The sequence below is a fragment of the Janthinobacterium sp. GW458P genome, assembly GCF_002127585.1.
In the GTDB taxonomy this organism is placed as follows: domain Bacteria; phylum Pseudomonadota; class Gammaproteobacteria; order Burkholderiales; family Burkholderiaceae_D; genus Janthinobacterium.
Genome location: NZ_NEGZ01000009.1, coordinates 39,256 through 64,431 on the forward strand (window position 1 = coordinate 39,256; position 25,176 = coordinate 64,431).

20 protein-coding genes are annotated in these 25,176 nt (G+C 63.9%); 14 read left to right on the plus strand and 6 right to left on the minus strand.

The window, feature by feature from the left end:
• Nucleotides 1-127 precede the first annotated feature (127 nt).
• The 3 genes from CBW50_RS08415 to CBW50_RS08425 all read right to left on the minus strand — a co-directional run bounded on the left by CBW50_RS08415 (nucleotide 128) and on the right by CBW50_RS08425 (nucleotide 2,904).
• Nucleotides 128-643 carry a hypothetical protein gene (locus tag CBW50_RS08415; RefSeq protein WP_086145116.1) on the minus strand — a complete coding sequence of 172 codons (516 nt, stop codon included), beginning with the start codon at nucleotides 641-643 and terminating at the stop codon, nucleotides 128-130.
• A gap of 118 nt (nucleotides 644-761) precedes the next feature.
• Nucleotides 762-1,436 carry a TetR/AcrR family transcriptional regulator gene (locus CBW50_RS08420; protein WP_086145117.1) on the minus strand — a complete coding sequence of 225 codons (675 nt, stop codon included), beginning with the start codon at nucleotides 1,434-1,436 and terminating at the stop codon, nucleotides 762-764.
• A gap of 10 nt (nucleotides 1,437-1,446) precedes the next feature.
• Nucleotides 1,447-2,904, minus strand: coding sequence for a PLP-dependent aminotransferase family protein (locus CBW50_RS08425; protein ID WP_086145118.1), 1,458 nt, complete (start codon nucleotides 2,902-2,904; stop codon nucleotides 1,447-1,449).
• 199 nt (nucleotides 2,905-3,103) lie between these two features.
• On the opposite strand from CBW50_RS08425, the gene CBW50_RS08430 reads away from it, so the two are divergent.
• The 7 genes from CBW50_RS08430 (at nucleotide 3,104) to CBW50_RS08460 (ending at nucleotide 12,957) form a co-directional block, all read left to right on the plus strand.
• A complete protein-coding gene (locus tag CBW50_RS08430; protein WP_086145119.1) occupies nucleotides 3,104-4,420 on the plus strand; it encodes an aspartate aminotransferase family protein in 1,317 nt (438 codons plus the stop codon).
• Between the two features lie 84 nt (nucleotides 4,421-4,504).
• Nucleotides 4,505-6,007, plus strand: coding sequence for a CoA-acylating methylmalonate-semialdehyde dehydrogenase (locus CBW50_RS08435; protein WP_086145120.1), 1,503 nt, complete (start codon nucleotides 4,505-4,507; stop codon nucleotides 6,005-6,007).
• Nucleotides 6,008-6,051: 44 nt separating this feature from the next.
• Nucleotides 6,052-7,419 (plus strand): NAD(P)-dependent oxidoreductase, encoded by a 1,368-nt coding sequence (locus tag CBW50_RS08440; protein ID WP_086145121.1) that lies wholly within the window; start codon nucleotides 6,052-6,054, stop codon nucleotides 7,417-7,419.
• Entirely contained in the window at nucleotides 7,419-8,699 is a 1,281-nt protein-coding gene (gene preA / locus CBW50_RS08445; RefSeq protein ID WP_216356326.1) for an NAD-dependent dihydropyrimidine dehydrogenase subunit PreA, read from the plus strand. Before CBW50_RS08440 ends, preA begins: the two co-directional genes overlap by 1 nt.
• 109 nt (nucleotides 8,700-8,808) lie before the next feature.
• Nucleotides 8,809-10,293: an NCS1 family nucleobase:cation symporter-1 gene (locus CBW50_RS08450; protein ID WP_086145123.1), complete on the plus strand. Its 1,485-nt coding sequence runs from the start codon at nucleotides 8,809-8,811 to the stop codon at nucleotides 10,291-10,293.
• A gap of 21 nt (nucleotides 10,294-10,314) precedes the next feature.
• On the plus strand, nucleotides 10,315-11,706 hold the full coding sequence (hydA, locus tag CBW50_RS08455) for a dihydropyrimidinase (RefSeq protein ID WP_086145124.1): 1,392 nt from the start codon (nucleotides 10,315-10,317) through the stop codon (nucleotides 11,704-11,706).
• A gap of 15 nt (nucleotides 11,707-11,721) precedes the next feature.
• On the plus strand, nucleotides 11,722-12,957 hold the full coding sequence (locus tag CBW50_RS08460; RefSeq protein WP_086145125.1) for a Zn-dependent hydrolase: 1,236 nt from the start codon (nucleotides 11,722-11,724) through the stop codon (nucleotides 12,955-12,957).
• 3 nt (nucleotides 12,958-12,960) lie between these two features.
• On the opposite strand, the gene CBW50_RS08465 is transcribed toward CBW50_RS08460, so the two are convergent.
• From CBW50_RS08465 to CBW50_RS08475, 3 genes are all read right to left on the minus strand, one after another.
• The gene (locus CBW50_RS08465) at nucleotides 12,961-14,235 is read right to left on the minus strand and encodes a DUF445 family protein (RefSeq protein WP_086145126.1); all 1,275 of its coding nucleotides are present in this window, start codon (nucleotides 14,233-14,235) and stop codon (nucleotides 12,961-12,963) included.
• A gap of 5 nt (nucleotides 14,236-14,240) precedes the next feature.
• Complete coding sequence (locus CBW50_RS08470) at nucleotides 14,241-16,004, minus strand: allantoate amidohydrolase (RefSeq protein ID WP_086145127.1); 1,764 nt, start codon at nucleotides 16,002-16,004, stop codon at nucleotides 14,241-14,243.
• A 73-nt stretch (nucleotides 16,005-16,077) separates the two neighbouring features.
• Nucleotides 16,078-17,016 carry a LysR family transcriptional regulator gene (locus CBW50_RS08475; RefSeq protein WP_034754583.1) on the minus strand — a complete coding sequence of 313 codons (939 nt, stop codon included), beginning with the start codon at nucleotides 17,014-17,016 and terminating at the stop codon, nucleotides 16,078-16,080.
• Nucleotides 17,017-17,147: 131 nt separating this feature from the next.
• Between CBW50_RS08475 and CBW50_RS08480 the strand changes: the two genes are divergently transcribed.
• The 7 genes from CBW50_RS08480 (at nucleotide 17,148) to CBW50_RS08510 (ending at nucleotide 25,125) form a co-directional block, all read left to right on the plus strand.
• Nucleotides 17,148-18,380: a urate hydroxylase PuuD gene (locus CBW50_RS08480; RefSeq protein WP_086145128.1), complete on the plus strand. Its 1,233-nt coding sequence runs from the start codon at nucleotides 17,148-17,150 to the stop codon at nucleotides 18,378-18,380.
• The gene (locus CBW50_RS08485; RefSeq protein ID WP_086145129.1) at nucleotides 18,377-19,609 is read left to right on the plus strand and encodes a M20/M25/M40 family metallo-hydrolase; all 1,233 of its coding nucleotides are present in this window, start codon (nucleotides 18,377-18,379) and stop codon (nucleotides 19,607-19,609) included. Before CBW50_RS08480 ends, CBW50_RS08485 begins: the two co-directional genes overlap by 4 nt.
• 64 nt (nucleotides 19,610-19,673) lie before the next feature.
• Nucleotides 19,674-21,035, plus strand: a complete 1,362-nt coding sequence (locus CBW50_RS08490) for an amidase (RefSeq protein WP_086145169.1) — start codon at nucleotides 19,674-19,676, stop codon at nucleotides 21,033-21,035.
• A gap of 89 nt (nucleotides 21,036-21,124) precedes the next feature.
• Entirely contained in the window at nucleotides 21,125-22,456 is a 1,332-nt protein-coding gene (locus tag CBW50_RS08495) for a paraquat-inducible protein A (protein ID WP_086145130.1), read from the plus strand.
• Nucleotides 22,449-24,086: an MlaD family protein gene (locus tag CBW50_RS08500; RefSeq protein ID WP_086145131.1), complete on the plus strand. Its 1,638-nt coding sequence runs from the start codon at nucleotides 22,449-22,451 to the stop codon at nucleotides 24,084-24,086. Before CBW50_RS08495 ends, CBW50_RS08500 begins: the two co-directional genes overlap by 8 nt.
• Nucleotides 24,083-24,679, plus strand: a complete 597-nt coding sequence (locus tag CBW50_RS08505; protein ID WP_226936056.1) for a membrane integrity-associated transporter subunit PqiC — start codon at nucleotides 24,083-24,085, stop codon at nucleotides 24,677-24,679. Before CBW50_RS08500 ends, CBW50_RS08505 begins: the two co-directional genes overlap by 4 nt.
• 47 nt (nucleotides 24,680-24,726) lie before the next feature.
• Nucleotides 24,727-25,125, plus strand: a complete 399-nt coding sequence (locus CBW50_RS08510) for a DUF2946 domain-containing protein (protein WP_226936058.1) — start codon at nucleotides 24,727-24,729, stop codon at nucleotides 25,123-25,125.
• Nucleotides 25,126-25,176: the final 51 nt, after the last annotated feature.

Below are 25,176 nucleotides of genomic sequence, written 5' to 3' on the forward strand. Positions count from 1 at the left end.
TCGTGGGTGCCGCTGCGCATGCATGCTGGCGATGAAGCCACTATAGGCAAAACCTCGCTGGCGGGCGTGGCGTGTGCGACGAATGGCAGGAATGGCGGAGCGAACGGCGACAGGTGCGGACAGACGGCTATTCGAATACCTTGAGTTTCAGCTGGAAGCTGAGGGCGCCATACAGCCGGTCCTTGTAGGAGGGCACGATGGCGATATTCACGCCCACGCGCTGGTATTCATAGCTGATAGTGGGCACCAGGGCGGGAAACCAGCCGCCGTCGCGCATTTTCGGATAACCGCTGAAGCCGCCGACGACGGCGCCGACGCGAAATGGCCCCATCTGGATGGGTTGATAGTACACGCCCAGATAATTCGAGTAGGCGCGGTCGCTATTGTAGAAGCGGCCGGCCGTGGCCGAGGCCACGGTGGAAAAACGGTATTCGGCACCCAGGCCCGGGTTGCTGTCGTTCAGATTCTTATCGCGTTGAAAATGATACGAGTAAAACCCCGCATTCAGCCAGGTTTCGCTCAAGGGTTTGTTTTCGATCATGCCAAATGTCTGTGCCTGCGCTCCCGATGCCAGCGCCAGCAGCGCCGCAGCAACGCCTTTGCCCAGCAGTGACGCCGTGCGCGCCGATAACCATTGTTTCATGCCTGTTCCTTATCCCGTGAAATATTGCAAAAGCTCCAGCGCGCCATGCTATCACTGGAAGATTGTTTGTTGGAAATTTCATCACATGTAGTGCGTGCGGCCAGGCTGCGATGCTGCCTCAGCCAGGTGGCGGCACTGGCAGGGCGATGGCGGCCAGCACCATGTGCACGATCAGCGATTCGGCGTCATCGTAATCCTTGCGCGTGAGCTGCTTGCGTTCCAGCACCAGGGCCATTTGCGCCGAAAAATCCGCATACGACTGCGTCATGGCCCAGATGGCGAACATCAGATGCGTGGCGTTGACGGGCGCGATCCTGCCGGCGGCGATCCACGCTTCGAAGACGGCGATATCCTTGCGCAGCAGGGGCACGACTCTTTCTCGTATCTGGTCGCCGTACAGGGGCGCACCATTGATCACTTCCAGCGCATACACGCGCGAGGCCCACGGCTGTTCGCGCGAAAAGCGCAGCTTGGCGCCGATGTAGGCGCGCAGCACGTCGCGCGGACCGTCGTGTTCATTGGCCAGCGATTCCATGCGCGCCAGCCAGTCGTCGAGTACATCGTCGAGGACGCGCTGGTACAGCAGCTGCTTGGAGGGAAAGTAATACATCAGGTTTTGCTTCGACAGGCCTGCCCGTTCGGCGATGGTGGCGATCGAGGCGCCTTCATAGCCGTTTTCCGCGAAGACGCGCACGGCCTGTTCCAGAATGTCCGCTTCCAGGCGGTCGCGGTTTTGCAGGCGCCGGCCGCCGGCATTTTTCACGGGAAGGGCAAGGGATTTGTCGCTGGCCATGGCGGGTTCTCTAGCGAGGTCGGATCGATTGCAGGAATGCCTGCAGCACGGGGGTGTCGGTGTAGGCCACGTTGAAGCGGAACCACACCGTCTCGGGCGCGCGCAGCATGAAAAATTCGTTTGGCGATAGCAGGATGCCGGCCTTCAAGGCCATGTCGGCGATGAGCTTGCCGTTCCATTCCGGCGTCTGCACATCAGGCCAGCCGGCGCTGACGAACATGCCGCCGCGGGGCCGCGCCACGGGCGCCATGCCGGCCTGCGCCAGGCAGTCGATGCTGCGCTCGCGGGCCGCATCGAGCTGCGCCACCAGCCGTTCCACCATGCGCTTGTACGGCCGCGCGGAAACGGCGTGGTAGACGGCGCGCTCGTTGATTTCCGACGTCGTCAGTCCCGCCAGCATTTTTACGCGCACCAGTTCTGCCACCAGCGAGGGCGAAGCACAAATCGACCCCACGCGCAGCACGGGCGAGAGGGTCTTGGAAAAGCTGCCCACGCGGATCACGCGGCGCAAACCATCCATGGCCGCCAGCGACGCTTCGCCGCGCGCCGCCAGTTCGCGGTAGATATCGTCCTCGACCAGCCAGAAATCGAATTGCTCGGCCAGCGCCAGCAGGCGGTGGGCTTGTGCCTGGCTCAAGGAAGTACCAAGCGGATTTTGCAGCACCGTGTTGACGAACATGAGTTTCGGCTGCGTGCGCGCGGCTTCAACGGCCAGCGCATCGAGGTCGAGGCCCGCCTCGCCGCGGGCGATGCCCACGGGGAGGCAGCCATGATGGCGTATCAGCGACTGCAGGTTGCTGTAGCCGGGGTCTTCCACCAGCACCGTGTCGCCCGGCTTGGTCAGGCTGCGCAGAATCAAGTCAAAAGCATGCGTGGCGCCATGCGTCAGCAAGACCTGGTCCTGCTGCACCTGGAACAGCTCTTCCGACAGGCATGTTGCCAGGTGCTGGCGCAGCGAGGGAAAGCCGAGAGGGTGGCCATAGCCGCGCAGGCGGCTGGCGGGAATGCGCATGGCCTGTCGCACGGCGTCGAGCACGGTCGCTTCGCCATACATCTCGGGCGGCAGCCAGCCTGCCCCCACGGGCAGGGCGTCGGACACGCCCGAGTACAGGTCCGGCGTGAGCGCATCGATGGCGGTGGGACTCGCATGCACGACCGCCTGGGGCGAGGCGGCGATATCGTGGCGCGCGACGAAATAGCCGGAACCGCGCCGCGACGACAGCAGGCCCAGGTTGACCAGGCGATCGTACGATTCGACGACGGTAAACGTCGACACGCCATTGCAGCGGGCAAACTGGCGCACGGACGGCATTTTCGTGCCGATGCGCAGGGCGCGGCTGCCCACCATGACGCTGATGGCGATGACGATCTGCTCGACGAGGCCGCCCTTTTTCTGGCGGTCGATGTCCAGCACGGGCCAGCCGCTAGCTTGCTCGGGGGCTTCGTCTGTGCTGTCGCTGTGCTTCACGGTGGCTCCTTCTGCTGCCTTGCACAAAACTGTAGTGGTTTTTCGACCTGTACGGTTGGGATACTTTGCCGTTTGTGTATCTGTGCCATTGGGGATGGCCTGTCTATTATTACATCAGCTTTTTGCCAACTGGTAAATTATTTTGCGCTTCGTCAAAAACGATCCTGGCCCAGCGCCAGCCCATCCCAAGGAGAAGGTCATGAACGAAACAAGGCCGGAATCGATGTCGGCATTCTGGATGCCGTTTACGAATAACCGCGATTTCAAGGCCCATCCGCGTTTGCTGGTGTCGGCCGAAGGCATGTACTACAAGGACGTCGATGGCAACGCCATCCTCGATGGCACGGCGGGACTGTGGTGCGTGCCGTGCGGCCATGCGCAGCCGAAAATCGTCGGTGCCATCCGCGAGATGGTGGGCCAGCTCGACTTCGCGCCCACCTTCCAGATGGGCCATCCGGCCGCCTTCGACCTGGCGGAAAAACTGATGGACTACACGGGCCACAAGTTCGGCCACGTTTTCTACACCAACTCCGGTTCCGAAGCCGTCGACACGGCCCTGAAGATCGCGCTGGCCTATCACCGGGCGCGCGGCGAGGGCGCGCGCACGCGCCTGATCGGCCGCGAACGCGGTTATCACGGCGTCGGTTTCGGCGGCATTTCCGTGGGCGGCATCGGCGGCAACCGCAAGACCTTCGGCCCCTTGCTGCCGGGCGTCGACCACCTGCCGCACACGCACAACCTGGACAGGAACGCCTACACGGTGGGCGAGCCCGAATATGGCACTCACCTGGCCGACGAGCTCGAACGCATCGTCGCCCTGCACGACGCCTCGACGATTGCCGCCGTCATCGTCGAACCGGTGGCCGGTTCCACGGGTGTGCTGATCCCGCCGAAAGGCTATCTGAAACGCTTGCGCGAACTGTGCACCAAGCACGGCATCCTCCTGATCTTCGATGAAGTCATCACGGGTTTCGGCCGCATGACGACGCCGTTCGCGGCCGACTATTTCGACGTCGAACCGGACCTGATGACGACGGCCAAGGGCCTGACCAACGGCATGGTGCCGATGGGCGCCGTATTCAGCAAAAAATACATCCACGATGCCTTCATGGATGCGCCGCCAGGCATCGAGCTGTTCCACGGCTATACGTATTCCGGCCACCCGCTGGCCTGCGCCGCCTCGCTGGCTACCTTGCAGGTGTTCGAGGAGCAGGACATCCTGGGGCACGCTAAAGCGATGCAGGCGTATTGGAGCGACGCCGTGCATTCGCTGAAAGGCTCGCCGCACGTGATCGACCTGCGCAGCATTGGCCTGATCGCCGGCATCGAACTCGATCCCATCGCCGGCAAACCCGGCGCGCGCGCCTTCAACGCCTTCAAGCAGGCCTTTGCCGACGGCGTGCTGATACGCACGACGGGCGACATCATCGCCCTGTCACCGCCGCTGGTGCTGGAAAAACAGCATGTCGACGAGCTGTTTGGCAAGCTGGCGACGGTACTCAAAAATCTCGATTGAACGGCAAACCCAAAACAAGAGCCGGGGTCGGACCCTGAGGGTCCGACCCCAGTCTTTGCCTCTGGGTTTAAAAATGGAAAACCAATGAACAACCTCGACACCATCACCCACTACATCAACGGCGCCAAAGTCGACACGCAAAGCGGCCGCTACGGCGACGTGTACAACCCGGCACTGGGCGAACCCGTGGCGCGCGTGGCGCTGGGCACCGTGGAAGACGTGGACGCGGCCGTGCAGGCTGCCGCCGCCGCCTTCCCCTCGTGGTCGGCCACGCCGCCGCTGACGCGTGCCAGGGTCCTGTTCCGCTACCTGCAGCTGTGCCAGCAGCACACGGACGAATTTGCCGCCATGCTCACGCGTGAGCATGGCAAGACCTTTGCCGATGCCCAGGGCGAAGTGGCGCGCGGTATCGAGATGGTGGAGTTTGCCGTCGGCATACCGCAACTGCTGAAAGGCGAATTCACGGACCAGATTTCGCGCGGCATCGATGCCTGGTCCATGCGCCAGGCGCTGGGCGTGGTGGCCGGCATCACGCCATTTAATTTTCCCGTGATGGTGCCGATGTGGATGTTCCCGGTGGCGATTGCCTGCGGCAATACCTTCGTCTTGAAACCGTCCGAGCGCGATCCGTCGGCCTCGCTGCTGCACGCGAAATTGCTCAAGGATGCAGGTTTACCCGACGGCGTCTTCAACGTGGTGCAGGGAGATAAAGTGACGGTCGATGCCCTGCTTGACCACCCCGTGGTGCAGGCGATCAGCTTTGTCGGCTCGACGCCGATCGCCGAATACATCTATGCACGCGGCAGCGCCAGCGGCAAGCGCGTGCAAGCCTTGGGCGGCGCGAAGAACCACATGGTGGTGATGCCCGACGCGGACATGGAGATGACGGTCGACGCGCTGATCGGCGCGGCCTACGGTTCGGCGGGCGAACGCTGCATGGCGATCTCCGTCGTGGTGGCCGTGGGCGACGCGGGCGACAAGTTGATCGATGCACTGGCAACGCGCACGGCCGCACTGAAAGTGCGCGACGGCATGGAAGATGGTGCGGAAATGGGACCGGTCGTGTCGCTGGCGGCCAAGCAGCGCATCGAAAAACTGATCGCCTCCGGCGTGGAGCAGGGCGCGACTTTGGTGGTCGATGGACGCAACCATGTGGTGGCGGGCCGCGAGAACGGCTTCTTTGTCGGCGGTACGTTATTTGACCACGTCACGCGCGACATGCGCATCTACAAGGAAGAGATTTTCGGCCCCGTGCTGTGCGTGCTGCGGTGTCCTGACGTGGTGCAGGCGGTGGAGCTGATCAACGCCAACGAGTATGGCAACGGCGTGGCCATCTACACGCGCGACGGCGGCGTGGCGCGCGAATTCGTGCGCCAGATCCAGGTCGGCATGGTGGGCGTCAACGTCCCCTTGCCCGTGCCGATGGCCTTCAACAGCTTTGGCGGCTGGAAGCGCAGCATGTTCGGCGACCACCACGCGTATGGCCCCGAAGGCGTGCGTTTCTACACGCGCCACAAGGCCGTGATGCAGCGCTGGCCGAACACGGCAAGCGCTGGTGTGGAATTTGCTTTTCCCCAGATGAAGTAAGGGTTTTACATTCAACATCGGCCGCACAAAAAAAGGAAACCGCGATGATCGAGTCCCTGAACTATTTACCGCATTCCGCGCTGCCCAGTGATGAATTGGCGGGCCACTTTACGGACCTGGCGCCTCCCTTGAGCGCACGCCAGGCCGCCATCGAAAGCGCCCGCTGCCTGTATTGCTACGACGCACCGTGCAGCCGCATCTGTCCGTCGGAAATCGACGTGGCCAGCTTCATCCGCAATATCCACGACAAGAACATCAACGGCGCCGCCGCCGGCATCCTGAAACAGAACATCCTGGGCGGCAGCTGCGCGCGCGTCTGCCCGACGGAAATCCTGTGCGAAGATGTCTGCGTGCGCAACCATGACGCCGAAGGCCAGCCCGTCAAGATCGGCCTCTTGCAGCGCTACGCCGTCGACCACATGCACTTTGCCGGCCACCCGTTCAAACGGGCGGCAAGCACGGGCAAGACCGTCGCCATCGTCGGCGCGGGGCCGGCGGGCCTGTCGTGCGCGCACCGCCTGGCCATGCTGGGCCACGACGTGGTGATCTTTGAAAAGGAAGGCAAGGCGGGCGGCTTGAATGAATACGGCATCGCCAAGTACAAGCTGACGGACGATTTCGCGCAAAAGGAAATCGACTTCCTGCTGGGCGTAGGCGGCATCACCATCCGATGTCGCCAGGCGCTGGGCGAGAACCTGCAGCTGCGCGACCTGCATGCGCAGTACGACGCCGTCTTCCTCGGCCTGGGCCTGGGCGCCAGCCGCGAGCTGGGCTTGACGGGCGAGGAGGCGCCGGGATTGCTGGCCGCCGTCGACTATATCGGCGCGCTGCGCCAGGCGGACGATCTGGCCGCGCTGCCCGTGCCGAAACGGGCCATCGTGATTGGCGCCGGCAATACGGCCATCGACATGGCCGTGCAGATCCAGCGCCTGGGCGCCGAGGAAGTCACCCTGGTGTACCGGCGCGGCTTCGACGCCATGACGGCCACCCACCATGAACAGGAGATCGCCAAGGCCAACCAGGTGCGCATGCTGACGTGGGCCCAGCCGCAGCAGGTGCTGCTCGATAGCGAGGGCAAGGTGGCGGGCATGCGTTTCGAGAAAACGCGGATGGAGGGTACGCGCCTGGCGGGCACGGGCGAAACGTTCGACGTGGCGGCCGACGCCATCTTCAAGGCCATCGGCCAGAGCCTCGATACGCAGGTGCTGGATGACCCGATGGCGTCATTGCTGCAGCGCGAAGGCGACAAGATCGGCGTCGACGCAGGCTTTCGCACGGTGCTGCCGGGGATCTATGCGGGCGGCGACTGCGTGGCGCCGGGGCAGGACTTGACGGTGCAGGCCGTCCAGCATGGCAAGCTGGCCGCACTGGCCATTCATTCCGATTTGTTGAATAAAGTGGAGGCTGCATAATGGCTGATCTCAGCATCGAATTTTGCGGCATCAAGGCGCCGAATCCCTTCTGGCTGGCATCAGCGCCACCGACCGACAAGGCGTATAACGTGGTGCGCGCCTTCGAGGCGGGGTGGGGCGGCGTCGTGTGGAAAACGCTCGGTGAAGACCCTGCCGCCGTCAACGTCTCGTCGCGCTATTCCGCCCTGTACGGCAAGAACCGCGAAGTGGTCGGCTTCAATAACATCGAGCTGATCACCGACCGTTCGCTGGAGATCAACCTGCGCGAAATCACGCAAGTGAAAAAGGATTGGCCCGACCGCGCCATGATCGTCTCCCTGATGCTGCCCTGCGAAGAGCACTACTGGGCCGATATTTTGCCGAAGGTCGAGGCGACGGGGGCGGACGGCATCGAGCTCAATTTCGGCTGCCCGCACGGCATGCCGGAACGGGGCATGGGAGCGGCCGTGGGCCAGGTGCCCGAGTACGTGCAGATGGTCACCGCCTGGTGCAAGAAACACAGCAAGTTACCCGTCATCGTCAAGCTCACACCCAACATCACGGACGTGCGCATGCCGGCGCGCGCGGCCAAGGCGGGCGGCGCGGACGCCGTCTCGCTGATCAACACCATCAATTCCATCACCTCGCTGGACCTGGACCGCATGGTGGCCTTGCCCATCGTGGGCGGCGCCAGCACGCACGGCGGCTATTGCGGCGCGGCCGTGAAACCCATCGCCCTGAACATGGTGGCGGAAATCGCCCGCGATCCGCAGACGCGGGGCTTGCCCATTTCCGGCATCGGCGGCATCGGCAACTGGCGTGATGCGGCCGAATTCATCGCCCTGGGCGCCGGCTGCGTGCAGGTGTGCACGGCCGCCATGCTGCATGGTTTCCGCATCGTCGAAGAGATGAAGGATGGGCTGTCGCGCTGGATGGACGAGAAGGGCTATGCACGCATCAGCGATTTTTCCGGCAAGGCCGTGGCCAACATGACGGACTGGAAATACCTGGACATGAATTACCAGGTGATCGCACAGATTAACCAGGACGACTGCATCAAATGCGGCAAGTGTTATGTGGCTTGCGAAGACACGTCGCACCAGTCGATTGCGCAACTGATCGACGCCGCCGGCATGCGCACATATGAAGTGATCAAGGAGGAATGCGTAGGCTGCAACCTGTGCGAAATCACCTGTCCGGTGCAGGGGTGCATCACGATGGTGCCGCAGACGACAGGCAAGCCGTACATGAACTGGACTCAGGATCCACGCAACCCAAGAGCGTTGGCGGAGACGGCATAGGGCACGCTTCTTGCGTACGCATATTTTATAAACAGTTGCCTAACTTTGCAGTAAGCTAGGCCGCAGCCGTTTCTAAAACGCCCAACCTCCCAACCGATGGAGCATCCCTGTGAACCACGACTATTCAGGCAACACGCAACTCTGGAATGAAGACCTGGCGCCCACCACGGCGGCGCAGCGCACCTGGCGCTGGTATCACTTTGCCGCGCTGTGGGTGGGCATGGTGATGTGCATTCCCGCCTACACCCTGTCGGCCAGCCTGATCGACAGCGGCATGTCCGGTTACCAGGCCGTGCTCACGGTATTTCTCGCCAACGCCATTGTGCTCTTGCCGATGCTGCTGATCGGTCATGCGGGCACCAAGTACGGCATTCCGTATGCGGTGCTGGCGCGCGCCTCGTTCGGCACCATGGGCGCGCGCCTGCCCGCGCTGATGCGCGCCATTGTCGCCTGCGGCTGGTATGGCATCCAGACCTGGTTCGGCGGGCAGATGATCTACACCCTGATGGGCGTGCTGATGGGGCATGAACTGGGCGGCGAGAAGATAGCGGGCCTGGGCATCAACGGCAGCCAGTTGCTGTGCTTCCTGGCCTTTTGGGCCATCCAGTTTTATTACATCCTGCACGGCATGGAATCGATTCGTAAACTCGAAACCTATACGGCGCCGCTGAAAATCCTCATCTGCTTCGTGCTGCTGTACTGGGTGCACAGCAAGGCCGGCGGCGTCGCCAGCCTGCTGGACCAGCCATCGCAATTCATCCCCGGCGGCAAGAAGGCGGGCCAGTTCTGGAGCGTCTTCTGGCCGTCGCTCACCGCCATGGTGGGGTTCTGGGCCACCTTGGCCTTGAACATTCCCGACTTCACGCGTTTCGCCAAGACGCAGCGCGACCAGATCGTGGGCCAGTCGGTCGGCCTGCCCGTGCCCATGGGATTGCTGGCCATGCTGGCCGTGATCGTTACCGCCGGTTCGGTCGTCATGTACGGCAAGGCCATCTGGGACCCCGTCGACCTGGCCAGCCGCATGACGGGCGCCGCCGTGCTGATCGCGCTGATCATCCTCCTGATCGACACCGTCAGCGTCAACCTGGCGGCCAACCTGGTGGGGCCGGCCTACGACTTTTCCTCGCTGGCGCCGAAGCAGATTTCGTACAAGATGGGGGGCTACATCACGGCCTTCATCGCCATCGTCATGATGCCGTGGAAGGTGCTTGAATCGACGCAGGGCTATATCTTTACCTGGCTGATCGGCTACTCGGCCCTGCTGGGCCCCATCGCCGGCATCCTCATCGTCGACTATTACTTTGTGCGCAAGACGCAGCTCGACGTCAGGCAGTTGTACCGCGACGATGGCGTCTACTCGTACGGCAGTGGCTGGAACATGGCGGCGTTGATCGCCTTTGTCATCGCCGTGCTGCCGAATATCCCGGGCTTTTTGAACGCAGCCTTTCCCACGGCGTTTCCCGGCGTGGGCGAAGGCTTCAAAGCCGTCTACACCTATGCCTGGTTCGTGGGCGTGGCCATCGCCGCGGTCGTTTACGGCGTCATGATGAAGGGCAAAGTGGTGGCGCACGCGCAGCAGGCGCCGCAGTCCTGATCTTTTCGAGAAGGAGACAAGATGACCATACTGATACGTGGAGGGACCGTCGTCAACGCCGACCGCGCGTTTCGCGCCGATGTGCTGATCGAGGGCGACACCATCGCCGCCGTCGGCGAGAATCTGGCGCTGCCGGCCGGCGCTACCGTGATCGACGCGGGCGGCCTGTACGTGATGCCGGGCGGGATAGACACGCATACGCACATGAACCTCCCTTTCATGGGTACCGTGACGGCCGACGATTTTTTCACGGGCACGGCGGCGGGACTGGCGGGCGGCACCACCACCATCATGGACTTCGTTATCCCCGCGCCGAAGCAATCGCTGATCGAGGCGTATCACCAGTGGCGCGCGTGGTCGGCCAAGGCGGCCGGCGACTACACCTTCCACGTGGCGATCACCTGGTGGAGCGAACAGGTACATGAAGAGATGGGCATCCTCGTGCGTGAGCATGGCGTGAACAGTTTCAAGCACTTCATGGCCTATAAAAACGCCATCATGGCCGATGATGAAACCCTGGTGAAGAGCTTTACCCGCTCGCTGGAACTGGGAGCGCTGCCCACTGTGCATGCGGAGAATGGCGAGCTGGTTTTTCAATTGCAGCAAGCCTTGCTGAAGAAGGGGATTACCGGGCCGCAGGCGCATCCGCTGTCGCGCCCACCGGCCGTGGAAGCCGAGGCGGCCAACCGCGCCATCGCCATCGCCAATGTCTTGAATACCCCCGTGTACATCGTGCACGTTTCGTGCGCCGAGTCGCTCGACGCCATCACGCGCGCGCGCGCCAACGGCCAGCGCGTGTATGGCGAAGCGTTGGCGGGCCACCTGGTGATCGACGACAGCGTCTATCAGAGCGACGATTTCGATTATGTGGCGGGCCACGTCATGAGCCCGCCGTTCCGCGGCAAGCACCATCAGGCGGCCTTGTGGCACGGCCTGCAAAGCGGCAACTTGCACACGACGGCCACCGACCACTGCACCTTTTGCGCCGAGCAGAAGGGGGCCGGCAAGAACGACTTTACGCGCATCCCGAACGGCTGCGGCGGCGTCGAGGAACGCATGGCCGTCGTGTGGGATGCGGGCGTCAATTCCGGCATGCTCACGCCGTCCGAATTCGTCAAGGTGTCATCGACCAATGCGGCGCAAATCTTCAATATGTATCCACGCAAGGGCGTCATCGCCGCAGGCAGCGATGCCGACATCGTGCTGTGGGACCCGCAAGGCACGCGCACCATTTCCGCCGCCACGCAGTTCGCCAAAGGGGGCTTCAACGTCTTCGAAGGGCGCACCGTGCGCGGCATTCCCCGCACCACGATTGCCGCCGGCAAGGTGGTGTTCCACCAGGGCGAACTGACGGCCGTCGAGGGTGCAGGGCGCTATATCGAACGCCCGGCGTTTACCGCCACCACCGCATGAATTCAGGAGACAATAATGGATGATCTACGCATCAATGGCGAACGGTTGTGGGCGGCCCTGATGGAACTGGCGCGTATCGGCGCGACGGCGAAGGGCGGCGTCAAGCGCCTGGCCCTGACGGACCTCGACAAGGAAGGCCGCGACCTGGTGGTGCGCTGGGGCAGGGAGGCGGGCATGAGCATCACGATCGACCAGATCGGCAATGTCTTCATGCGCCGCGACGGCACCGACAATACCTTGCCGCCCGTGATGACGGGCAGCCACATCGATACGCAGCCCACGGGCGGCAAGTTCGACGGCAATTACGGCGTGCTGGCGGGCCTGGAAGTGGTACGCACCCTGAACGATCTGAAGATCAAGACGCGATCGCCGATCGAGGTGGCCTTCTGGACCAACGAGGAAGGTTCGCGCTTCGTGCCGGTGATGATGGGCTCGGGCGTATTTTGCGGCGCCTTCTCGCTCGAGACGGCGTATGCAGCCAAGGACACGGAAGGCAAGACCGTGGGCGAGGAGCTGGCGCGCATCGGATACAAGGGTGAGCAGGTGCCGGGCGACCATCCCATCGGCGCCTATTTTGAAACGCATATCGAGCAGGGACCCGTGCTGGAAGACGCCGATAAAATCATCGGCGTGGTGCCGGCCGTGATGGGCCTGTCGTGGTACGACTGCGTGGTGACGGGCATGGAAGCGCATGCCGGTCCCACGCCCATGGGCTTGCGCAAGGATGCGCTGCAGGTGGCCACCACCATCATGCAGGAAGTCGTCGCCATTGCCAACCGCTACCCGCCGTACGGGCGCGGCACGGTGGGTATGGTGCAGGTCTTCCCGAACAGCCGCAACGTGATCCCCGGCGAGGTCAAGTTCAGCATCGACCTGCGCAACGTGAACGACGAACTGCTCAATACCATGCATGGCGAGATCACGGCTTTCATCGACGCCACGCGCGAAAAAACAGGCTTGGGAATTTCACTGGAAAGGGTGTCCTATTACCCGCCATGCCCGTTCCACCCCGACTGCGTGGGCGCCGTGCGCAATGCGACTGAAAAACTCGGCTACTCCGTGATGGACGTGGTGTCCGGCGCCGGCCACGACGCCATCTACGCTGCCAGGCTGGCGCCAGCCGGCATGATCTTCGTGCCGTGCAAGGACGGCATCAGCCACAATGAAATCGAAGATGCCAGGCCCGAGCACCTGGAAGCGGGCTGCAATGTGCTGCTGCATGCGATGCTGGAGCGGGCCGTGGTCGTTTAAGCGTTACATTGCGCGTAGCAGCGCGATCAGCTGCGAGCTGCCAAACAGCAGCAGGCCGATGGCGCCGCCCACGATAGTGCCATTGATGCGGATGTATTGCAGATCCTTGCCGATCTGTAGTTCGATTTGGCGCGACATATCCTGTGGGTCCCAGTTCTTGACGGTGTCGCCGATGTGGCGCGTGAGGAACTGCGCAAAATCGGGGGCCATGGAGCGAGCCGCATCCTGCATCCGTTCATTGAGCGAGGCGCGCAACTGCGCGTTGTGCGCCAGCTCCCTGCCGATCCAGGCGCCCATGCCGGCGACTCGCGCATGCAGCACGGAGTCGCTGGATTCGAGATCGCGTTTCAGCCAGGAGCGCAATTGCTCCCACAGGCCGTACAGATACTGCGTCAGCAGCGTGTCATTCTGCAGCTGCGCGCGGATCGCTTCGCCCCGCGCGAGAAAGGCGGGATCGGTTTTCAGGCGCAAGACCAGCTGTTGCATGGCCTCGTCGACCTTGTGTCTGAGCTGGTGAGCGGGATCCTGGGCAATGCGGCGCAAGGTGGCGTCGAGGGCGCCGGCGATCAGTTCCGCGCCATGCTCCCCCAGCCATGATGTCGGCAGGACCTTTTCCTTGCGTGGATGTTCCGTTTTGAGCCAGCTGATGATGCTGTCGGCAATCAGCTCGCGACTGTGCGGTTCGCGCATCACCGTCACCAGCTTGTCGATGATATCGTCGAGCAGGGCCTGGTGGCGTCCGTCGGCCGTCAGCGCTTCCAGCAACGCTGCTGCCGATTGCGACAGGTCTACCTTGTCGAGCGCCGCGTCGAACGCCTTTTTCATGAAGGGCCGTATGCGCTCGTCGTCCGTCATGTCCAGAGCTGTACCCAGCAGCTTTGTCAGGTAGCTGCCCAGCAGGCTGGTATTGGCCGGTGCCGTCAGCCATTCACCTATCATCCTGGCCGGATCGTGCTTCTCGATCAGGGCCAGCAGCGATGCCGTATCGAGGAACTTGTCCCGGACGAAGGTGGCCAGATTGACGGCAATCCTGTCTTTTTCCCTGGGGATGATGTTCGTATGGCGTGAAATGAAGGGGATGGGAATTTTGCGGAACAGGGCGGTGACGGCGAACCAGTCGGCCAGCGCGCCGACCATGGCCGCCTCCGACACCGCTTTCAATGCATCGACCAACAGGCTGCGCGGCAGGCAGGCCGTGACGACAAACAGGACGCTGGCGGCCAGCAGGAAGGACAGTGCCAGGCGCTTGCTGCGCCGTAGTTCGACGGCCTTGTCCATGGCGCTCAAGCCAGCGCGGGCTTGGCTTGGAAGTTGCGCAGGAACGCCAGCAGCGCCTGCGCCGCGATATCGGCGTCGTCGGCCGTCATGGTTTCCAGCGGGTTGTGGCTGATACCGCCATTGCCGCAGCGGGTAAACAGCATCGCCACGTCGGTGATGGCGGCCATGGCCATGGCGTCGTGGCCGGCGCCCGACAGCAGCGCATACGGTGCGATGCCGACGGATTCCACGGCTTGCGCCAGCTGCGCCATCAACCATGGCGCGCATGGCGCCGCGCGCGCCGACAGCAGCAGTTCCAGCTGGTAGTCGATCTGGCGCCGCGCGCAGACGGCGGCGATGCCATCGAGAATATCGTCGACGGCAGCCTGGCGTACCGCATCGCTGGCCGCGCGGATGTCGAGCGACAGCGTGCAGGCACCGGCGATCACGTTGACGGAGCCGTTGGGCACGTTCAGTTGGCCCACTGTGCCTACCAGTGCCTCGCCCTGGCTGCAACGCTGCTCCACCAGAAGGATGATTTCGGCCGCCGCGCTGGCCGCATCCTTGCGCATGCTCATGGGCGTGGTGCCCGCATGGCTGGCCACGCCACGAAGATTGACCAGGTAGCGCGAGCTGCCGGCGATCGCCGTGACGATGCCCAGCGGCAGGTCGCGCTCCAGCAGCACCGGGCCCTGTTCGATATGCACCTCCACATAGCCAAGCAAGTCGCTGGCATCGCGCGCGATGGCGCTGATGGCCGCCGCTTCGTGGCCGGCAGCGGCCAGCGCCTCGCGCATGCTCACGCCGTCCGCATCACGCTGTTCCAGCAGCGACAGGTCGAACTTGCCCGTGACGGCCGTGCTGCCGAGGAAGGTGCTCTTGAAGCGCACGCCTTCCTCCTCGGCGAAGCCGACGACCTCGAAATGAAACGGCAGCTTTTCGCCCCGTTCGTGCAGGTGGCGCACGACGGCGATCGGCAGCACGATGCCCAGGCGGCCATCGTACTTGCCGCCGTTGCGCACGGTGTCGTAGTGCGATCCCGTCATCAGGGTTTTGGCGCCGGAATTGTCGGACAGATAGCGGCCGACGACATTGCCGACGGCGTCGATCTCCACCTGCATGCCTGCGTCCCGCATCCAGTCGGCAAGCTGCGCCGCCGTTTTGCGGTGCGCCGGCGTCAGGTAGGCGCAGGTCAGGTTGTAATCGCTGTCGCTCCAGCCGGCCAGGGTTTCCGCCTGCTGCATGATGGCTGGGCCAAACTCCAGGCGTACGTCGAACAGCTCGTTCAGGCGCAGTTCGGCGATGCGCTTGATTTGCCGCAGCGACTCGGCCAGTTCGTCGGCGCGCCGGTTCTTCAGGCGCCGCGCAAACGTGGCGATGATGTCCTGCCGCGTCAAGCCTTCACCGGTCGGCCCTTTGACGGCCAGGATGAAGGGAAAGCCGAACTTGGCGTTGTATTCGCTGTTGAGGTGTTGCAGGGTGGCAAATTCCTCGGGGCTGCACAGGTTCAGGCCGGACTTGGCCTGTTCGCGCGTCGATTCCGCCGTCAGCTGGCCTGCGATGGCGGCCTTGCCGGCCAGTTCAGGGTGGGCGCGGATCAGGCCCAGCTGCTCTTCGGGCGAGGCTTGCGCCAGCACGCGCTGCAGCGCCGTCTTGAGGGCCGTCAGGCTGGCAAACGGCCGGGCGGCAGCCGCGCGCAGGGGTATCCAGGGCGAGTGTTCGTAGATGCCATGCAAGTGCGCGATAAAATCGGCCTGGCTGCCGGCGTTCAGGTCTGAAAGGGTGGTCATGGTTTTCCGATCATGCAAGCGGTGATGATAGCGCCCTGTTCCGGCATCCATTATATGCGCGCGCTGATAGCGGCTATCGCTGCACCAGCGCCTTGGCGGCCGCGCTGACCTGGTCGCGCAGCCATTTGTGTTCGGGCGCCTGGTGCACGCGCTGGTGCCACAGCTGGTAAAAACGCATTGGCGGGAATTTCAGGGGGACGGTGTACGTTTTCAGCGGCAGGGTCTTTTCATAGAAGCGCATGAATTGCCGCCCCGTCGTCAGTACCAGGTCCGTCTGCGTCAGCATGTAGGGAATCAGGCCGAAATACGCCGATTCCACCACCACGTTGCGCTGCAGGTTCTGCCGCTCGAGGAAGGAGTCGATCACGCCGTGGTAGCCGGGCATCATCTGCGACGGCGCCACATGGGGCAGGCTCAGATAATCGTCGAGGGTCATGGCATCGCTGGCCGTGCGGCGGGCATAGGCGTTTTCCGCATGCATGGCGCAGATGATGGGGTCTTCGAACAGCTTCGAGATGTGCAGATGGGCGGGCGGCTCGTCCCAGTTGGCGATCACCAGGTCCAGGCCGCCGTCGGAGAGCTGGCGGATATGGTCGATGCCCGGCCCCAGGCTATGCAGCACGACGCGGCTTTTCGGCGAACCGCGGCGCAGCAAGGCCACGACGTTGGGCAGGAACTGGCTGTCCAGGTAATCGGGCGCGGCGATATGGAAGGTGCGCGCTTCTTCCTGCGCCACGAACGGCGTCTTCTTGACGAACAGGCTTTCCGTCTGGTCGAGGATGCGCTTGGCCGGATTGAGCAGGCTTTCGCCGTGCTGGGTCGGCACCATGCCGCGCGCGCCGCGCACCAGCAGCGGGTCGCCCGTCAATTCGCGCAGCTTGCGCAGGGAGGCGGAAATCGACGGCTGCGGCTGATTGAGTTTGAGCGCCACGCGCGAGACATTCTTTTCCACCAGCAGCAGGTAAAGGATGCGGATCAGGTGCAGGTCGAGGTGTTGCGGCAGGCTGGACATGTGGCGGCGGCTTTGTTGTATATCAATTTGAATATGTCAAATATACGATAGTTTTCATGTGGCGGGCGGCAAATCCGTTTATCTTGTGTAGATTGGCATGAATATTGGTTCAGTCTGACTCAAGGAAATGTATGGAAGTCTTCGCTTACCTGATCCCGTATGGCCTTGAATGGCTGAACCTGATCGTCCGCTGGTTGCACGTCATCACGGGCATCGCCTGGATCGGCGCTTCCTTTTATTTCGTCTGGCTCGACAATTCCATACGTCCGCCCGCACCCGGCTCCGAGCTGGCGAAGAAAGGCGTCTCGGGCGAACTGTGGGCCGTGCATGGCGGCGGCTTCTACAATCCGCAGAAATACCTGGTGGCGCCTGCCGAACTGCCGAAAGAGTTGCACTGGTTCAAGTGGGAAGCGTATTCCACCTGGCTGTCCGGTTTTGCGCTGCTGACCATCGCCTACTATTTCAATGCGCAGGCCATGATGATCGACAAGGCCGTGGCCGATATCAGCAGCGGCCAGGCCGTCGGCATCGGCATCGCCACCCTCGTCATCGGCTGGACCGTGTACGACCTGCTGTGCCGCTCGAAGCTGGCGCAATATGAACTGTGGTTCGGCGTGACGGTGTTTGCGCTGATCGTCGGCGCCGCGTACGTGCTCACGCATTTGCTCAGCGGGCGCGCCGCCTACATCCACGTGGGCGCCATGATAGGCACCATCATGGTGGCCAATGTGCTGATGCTGATCATTCCCGGCCAGCGCAAGATGGTCGAAGCCATGGCCGCCGGCAAGCTGCCCGATCCCGAACATGGCCTGAAAGCCAAGCAGCGCAGCGTGCATAACAATTATTTTACGTTGCCCGTGCTGTTCATCATGATCAGCAACCACTACGCGATGACCTACCGCAACGACCATGCCTGGCTGGTGCTGGCGCTGATCATGGCAGCCGGCGTCTTCATCCGCCACTTCTTCAACCTGCGTCACAAGGGCCGTGTCGAGTGGCGCTATCCGGCCCTCGGCGTGGCCCTGCTGGTGGGCGTGGCCGTGGCCATCGCGCCCAAGGCACCCGTGGTCGCGGCGACCGCGCCGGCGGTGGACCCGGCAGCGCAATTCGTGGCCGTGCATGCCATCATCGCCCAGCGCTGCGCCACCTGCCATTCGGCACAGCCAACGCAAGCGGGTTTCGCCACGGCGCCGGCCGGCATGATGCTGGATAATGAAACGGAGATTCGCCAGCACGCGGCGCAAATCTACAAGCAGGCCATCGAATTGAAGGCCATGCCGATCGGGAACCTGACGAATATGACCGACGCCGAGCGCAGTGAACTGGGCGCCTGGCTGCAACAGACCATGCAAGGAGAGAAATGACTACGCAAGCGGAAAAAATCACGGCCTGGATCGATGACCACTTCGATGAGGAGGTCGCCTTTTTACAGCAGGTGGTGCAGCAGCCGACGGATACGCCGCCCGGCAACAACGCGCCCCATGCGGAGCTGGTCGCGCAACTGCTGCAGGCGTATGGCTGGAACGCCGAACAGCATGCCGTGCCAGCGGACCAGGTCGAAGCGTACGGCATGCAGAGCATCACCAACCTGATCGTGCGCCGGCCGTATGCGGCAGGCGGACCGACGGTGGCCCTGAATGCGCATGGCGACGTGGTGCCGCCCGGCGACAACTGGACGTATCCGCCATACGGCGGCCAGATCGACGGCGGCTATATCTACGGCCGCGCGACGGCCGTGTCGAAAGGCGATTTCGCCACCTATGTGTTTGCCGCGCGCGCCCTCGAAGCGCTGGGCATACCCCTGAAGGGGCAGCTGGAACTGCATTTTACCTACGACGAGGAATTCGGCGGCTTGCTGGGGCCGGGCTGGCTGCTGGAACAGCAGCTGACGAAGCCCGATTTCGTCATCGCCGCCGGTTTCAGCTACGGCATCGTCACGGCGCACAACGCCTGCCTGCAGCTGGAGATCACCGTGCACGGCAAGGCGGGACATGGCTCCATGCCGGAAACGGGCCACGATGCGCTGCAGGCGGCCAACAAGATCCTTAACGCCATTTACGGCCAGTTGCCGGAACTGAAGAAGATCAAATCGAAAGTTGCCGGCATCGACTCGCCCACCATGCTGGTGGGCCGCATCGACGGCGGCACGAATACGAATGTGGTGCCGGGCAAGGTCGTCATGAAGATGGACCGCCGCATGATCCCGGAGGAAGATCCGGTGGCGGTGGAAGCGCAGGTACGCGCGCTGATCGAAGACGCCGTGCGGGGCGAGCCCGGCATCCGCATCGAGATCCGCCGCCTGCTGCTGTCGCATGCGCTGCGGCCCTTGCCCGGTTCCGAGCAGCTGGTCGGCAGCCTGCAAAAGAATGCGCAAGCCATCCTCGGCGAGACGATACCCGCCGTCGGCACGCCCCTGTATGCCGATGCGCGCCTGTATGGCGAGCGGGGCATCCCCGCCGTGCTGTATGGCGCCGGCCCGCGCACGGTGCCCGAGTCGAACGCGAAGAAGGCCGACGAGCGCCTGGCGCTCGATGATTTGCGCAAGGCCAGCAAGATCGTCGCCCTGACCCTGCTCGACTTCCTGGCCGGCTGACAGGGCGGCGACCATGCCGCTGGCATCCGGTAAGATGCATGCCTGGGAAATCGGGGGAGGCAGCATGGATGTGACTGGCAAGAAGACGATAAGGGAACTGGCGGCCGACCTGGCCGCCAACCGCATCACCAGCGTGGCATTGACGCAGCAGATGCTGGCGCGCGCCGAGGCGCACCGGGCGCAGGGCGGTTTTGCCTATGTCAGCCTCGATGGCGAACAGGCGCTGATGGAAGCGCGGGCCAGCGATGCGGCGCGCGCCGCCGGCATCGTTGCCTCGCCCTTGGCCGGCATCCCCATTTCGATCAAGGACCTGTTCGACGTCAAGGGGCAAACCAGCAGCGCCGCCTCGCTGGCGCTGGCCGGCGCGCCGCCCGCCGTGGCCGATGCGCTTGCCGTGGCGCGCCTGCGCGCGGCCGGCGCCATCCTGCTGGGGCGCACCAACATGAGCGAATTTGCATTTTCCGGCCTGGGCTTGAATCCCCATTACGGCACGCCGCGCAATCCGCACGACGGCGCGCGCGTGGCGGGCGGCTCCACCTCGGGCGGGGCCGTCACGGTGGCGTTGGACATGGCGGCGGGCGCGCTGGGCACGGATACGGGCGGCTCGATCCGCATCCCGTCCGCCTTTTGCGGCCTGACCGGCTTCAAGCCGACGGCAGCTTGCGTGTCGCTGGCCGGCACGGTACCCTTGTCGCGCTCCCTCGACTCGGCCGGGCCCATCGCACACAGTGTCGATTGCTGCGCCATTTTGTACGCAGCGCTGTCGGGCCATGACATCGGCGCGCAGGCGCCGGCATTGAAAGGCCTGCGCTTCGGCTTTACCCTGGACTACGTCGGTACGCACGTGGAGCCGCAGGTGCAGCAGGCTTTCGACGCCGCGCTGGACAAGCTGCGGCAAGCCGGCGCCCTGGTGGAACGGTTTGACTTTCCCGAATTGCTGGAGCTGCCGACGATCAATGGCGGCGGCGGCCTGGTGGCGGCGGAAGCCTGGCACTGGCACAGGGCGTTACTGGAAGAGAAGGGCGCACAGTACGACCAGCGCGTGGCGGCGCGTATCCGCCGCGGCCAGCAGCAGGGCGCGGCGGACTACATCGACGTGCTCGATGCGCGCGCACGCCTGATCGCCATCGCGAAACAGCGCCTGGCGCCGTTCGACGCCTGGCTGATGCCCAGCGTGGCCATTCTGGCGCCGCAGCTCGCGCCGCTGGAAGCGGACGACGCCACCTTCTTTGCCACGAACGGCCTGGTGCTGCGCAACGCCAGCGTGATCAACTTCCTCGACGGCTGCGCGCTGTCGCTGCCTTGCCATGCCGACGGCGAGCTGCCCGTGGGCCTGGGCATCTGCGGCCTGGCCGGCGCCGACGATACAGTGTTGCAGATCGGCCGCGCCGTGGAGGCGTTGTTGCGGGCGAGTGGAAAAGAATAGTGCCGTAGTGCAGGAAAATGCCAATTCTGTCATGATGGCTGGCATTGACATGGGATAGTCGCGCTGCGGGCGCCGGCAAACTTCACACTGTGCACCGATACGACCTGATTAGCTGTCATGACTGCGGCGTGCTGTACCGCAAACGTGCGTTGCGTCCGCGCGAAAAGGCGCGCTGCTTCCGTTGCCGCTCGGTGCTGTATCGCGGCGCCCACGCGCGCGGCGCATCGGCCGAATTGAGCAAGGTGGTGGCGCTGACCCTCGGCGCCGCGTTCGTCTTCCTGATTGCCCAGTTTTTCTCCATCGTCGAACTCGACGTCAATGGCCTGACCTCCAGTGCTACCTTGCTCGGTTCCATCCGCGTGCTGTGGTCCGAGCAGATGCACATCGTGGCGACGATGGTCTTCCTGTTTACCATCCTCTTTCCCGCCATCGAACTCGGCTCGCTGCTGTATGTGGCGCTGGGCTTGCGCGGCGGCGTGAAGGTACCCGGCTTTCACCGCGTGCTGCGCGCCGTGCAGACGGCGCGCGAGTGGGGCATGACGGAGGTGCTGATGATCGGCATCCTGATCACGGTTGTCAAGATGACCAGCCTGGCCACGGTGGTGCCGCAACCAGGCCTGTTTGCGTTTGGTGCGCTGACCCTGTTGCTGGCCATCGTCGTCTCCTTCGACCCCAAGGCCCTGTGGAACCTGGGCGACGAGCTGACGCGCCAGGCGCTGCCCGGCATCCGCTACAAGGCTTTCTCGCCCGGTGAGAAGGTGGTGCCCTGCCATGCCTGCGGTCTGGTGGCGCCGCCTGTGGGCAAGGGCAGGCACCTGGCCTGCGTGCGCTGCGGCACGGCCCTGCACGTGCGCAAGCCGGACAGCATCAACCGCACCTGGGCCTTGCTGATCGCCGCCATGATCCTCTACATTCCCGCCAACCTGCTGCCCGTGATGGTCACGCAATCGCTGTTCGGCGCGCAGGACGACACCATCATGAGCGGCGTCGTGCTGTTCTGGACCAGCGGCTCGAAAGGTCTCGCCATCATCATTTTCATCGCCAGCGTGGTCGTGCCGATGCTCAAGCTGGGCGTGCTGGCGCTGCTGGCGTTCACGGCGCAGCGGCGTTCGCGCTGGCGGCCCCGCCAGCGCACCATTTTGTACCGCATGGTCGAATTCATCGGCCGCTGGTCCATGCTCGACATCTTTGTGGTCACCCTGACGGTGGCGCTGGTGCGCTTCAAGTCGCTGGCCGTGATCACGGCCGGCCCCGGCGCGCTGGCCTTTGGCGCCGTGGTGGTGCTGACCATGCTGGCGGCGATGCAGTTCGACCCGCGCCTGATCTGGGACCCCGTCGACGGACAGGTGCCTGGCGAGGAAGAACCCGTGGTGGTGGCAAATACCGGAAACAATACAGTGATTGGAGAACAGCATGTCTGACAAAGAAGCGGGCGACCTTGCCGCAACCGGCGCGCCAGCAGCAGCGCTGCTGCCCGAACCTGATGTGGACCCTGCCAGCCGCTGGCTGCCGTCGCTGGTGTGGCTCATCCCGCTGCTGGCCGCGCTGATCGGCGCCGGCCTGGCCGCCAAGTCCATCCTCGACCAGGGGCCCACGGTGACGGTCAGCTTCAAGAGCGCCGAAGGCCTGGAGCCGGGCAAGACCAAGGTCAAGTACAAGGATGTCGATATCGGCCAGGTGCGCGCCATCACCCTGGGCGACGACTTGAGCAAGGTGCTCGTGACGATCGACATGAGCAAGGAAGCGCGGCGCTTCGCCACCGCCGATTCGCGCTTCTGGGTGGTGCGCCCGCAGATCGGCGCCAGCGGCGTGACGGGCCTGGGCACTTTGCTGTCGGGCGCCTACATCGGCGTCGACACGGGCAAGTCGGAGCAGAAGAAGGAAAACTTCGTCGGCATGGAGAGTCCGCCCGCCGTGGCCGGCGACCAGAAGGGCAAGCTGTACACCCTGCATGCCGATAGCCTGGGCTCCGTCGACGTGGGTTCGCCCCTGTTCTTCCACCGCCTGCGGGTGGGCAAGGTGGTCAGCTTCGCGCTGGACAAGGACGGCAACGGCATCACCATGTCGGTCTTCGTCAATGCGCCGTACGACCAGTTCGTCGGCAAGGATGCGCGCTGGTGGCATGCCAGCGGCGTTGACGTGCGCCTCGATTCCAACGGCTTCAAATTGAATACGCAATCGCTGGCGGCCATGCTGGTGGGCGGCATCGCCTTCGAGGCGGAAAACGGCCGCAAGCCCGTCGAACCGGCGCCGGCCGGCACCAGTTACCGCCTGGCGGCCGACGAGGCCAGCGCCATGCGCGAGCCCGACGGCGAGGCGATCACCACCGTGTTCTATTTCGACCAATCGCTGCGCGGCTTGCAGCCCGGCGCCACGGTCGATTTCCGCGGCATCGTGCTGGGCGAGGTGCGCTCGGTCGGCATTGAGTTCGACCCCATGAAGAAGAACTTCCGCATGCCCGTCACCGTCAACCTGTATCCGGCCCGCCTGGGCATGCGCTTCAAGGCGGCCGTCGACGATGCGGAAGGCTCGGCCGGCCACCAGCTGCTCGAACGCATGGTCAGCCGCGGCTTGCGCGCGCAGCTACGCACGGGCAACCTGCTGACCAGCCAGCTGTACATTGCGCTGGACTTCTTCCCGAAGGCGCCGAAGGTGGCGCTCGATCCGCACAGGTATCCGCTGGAGGTGCCGACCGTGCCCAATACCCTCGATGAATTGCAGACGCAGATCGCCAGCATCGCCCGCAAGCTCGATCAGGTGCCGTATGCGGAGATCGGCAACAACCTGAACGTCACGATCAAGCAGGCAAATACCCTGTTCAAGCAGCTCGATGGCCAGGTGGTGCCGGAAATGCGCGATACCCTGACGGCGGCGAAGCAGACCTTCGGCACGGCCGAACAGGTGCTGCAAAAGGATTCGCCGCTGCAGTCGGACGTGCGCCAGGCCTTGCAGCAGCTGACGCAGACCCTGCAATCGCTCAATGCCCTGTCGGATTACCTGGAGCGCCACCCCGAGGCCCTGATTCGTGGCAAAAAAGGAGATGAAAAATGATGAAGCCGATGTTTGCCGCGCTGCTGGCGGCCATCCTGCTGGGCGCCTGCTCCACGCCCCAGCCCGAGCATTTCTACACGCTCAGCGGCGGCGCCGACGCGCAGCCGGCCAAGCCCGTCAAATACTATGTCGAGGTGCTGGCCGTCAGCGTGCCGCAGCAGGTGAGCCGCAACCAGTTCGTGGTGACGGCGCCATCGGGCCGCATCGAACTGCTGGAGCAGCGGCGCTGGGCGGGGCCGCTGGCCGGCGAGATCGGCCAGGCCCTGTCGACGGCCGTGACGAACGACCTGGGCGCCATCGATGTGTTCCGCACGCCATACCCGGACAAGCTGCCCGTGTATCGCATCAGCACCAATGTGCAGCGTTTCGAGTCCGTGATGGGCCAGTATGCGCTAATCGATGCCGTGTGGAGCGTGCGCCAGCTGGCCAGCAACAAGGTGGTCACTTGCCGCACGATCGCCAATGAAAAGGTGGGCGCCGGCTACGATGAACTGGTGCTCGGTCACCGCCGCGCCGTGAACCGCATCGCCGCCGATGCGGCCAGCGTCGTGCGTGCTTTTGACAACGGCAACGCCGCCTGTCCGGCCGCCTGAACCGCTTTCCGCTACCCACTCCCGGCAGCCGCTGGTAAAATGCGGCCATGGGAATGACCTTGTTCACGCGCCGCTTTGCCGCCTGGATCGCCTGTTTCGCGATCCTGCTGGCGGCGCTCGCGCCGTCGATTTCCCAGGCCGTCGCCAGCGCCAAGCAGGAATCCGGCTCCGGCTGGGCAGAAATATGCTCGGTGGCCGGCATCCGTTTTGTCCAGGTCGATGATGGCGGTGTCGACGGCAAGTCCGGCGACAAGGTCATGCAGATGGAGCATTGCGCCTTCTGTTCCACGCATGCGGGTTCCGTCGGCTTGCCGCCGGCCAGTCCCGTGCTGCCGTTGCTTGTGGCCAGCGGCACGGCCATCTTCCCGGCCCTGTACTACCAGTCCCCGTCACCGCTGTTCATCTGGTCCACCGCGCAGTCGCGCGCGCCGCCCGGTCTCATTTAAGTTTTTGCATTTTCAATGCTGGCGCTGTCCACCTTGCGGTGTGACGTCCCG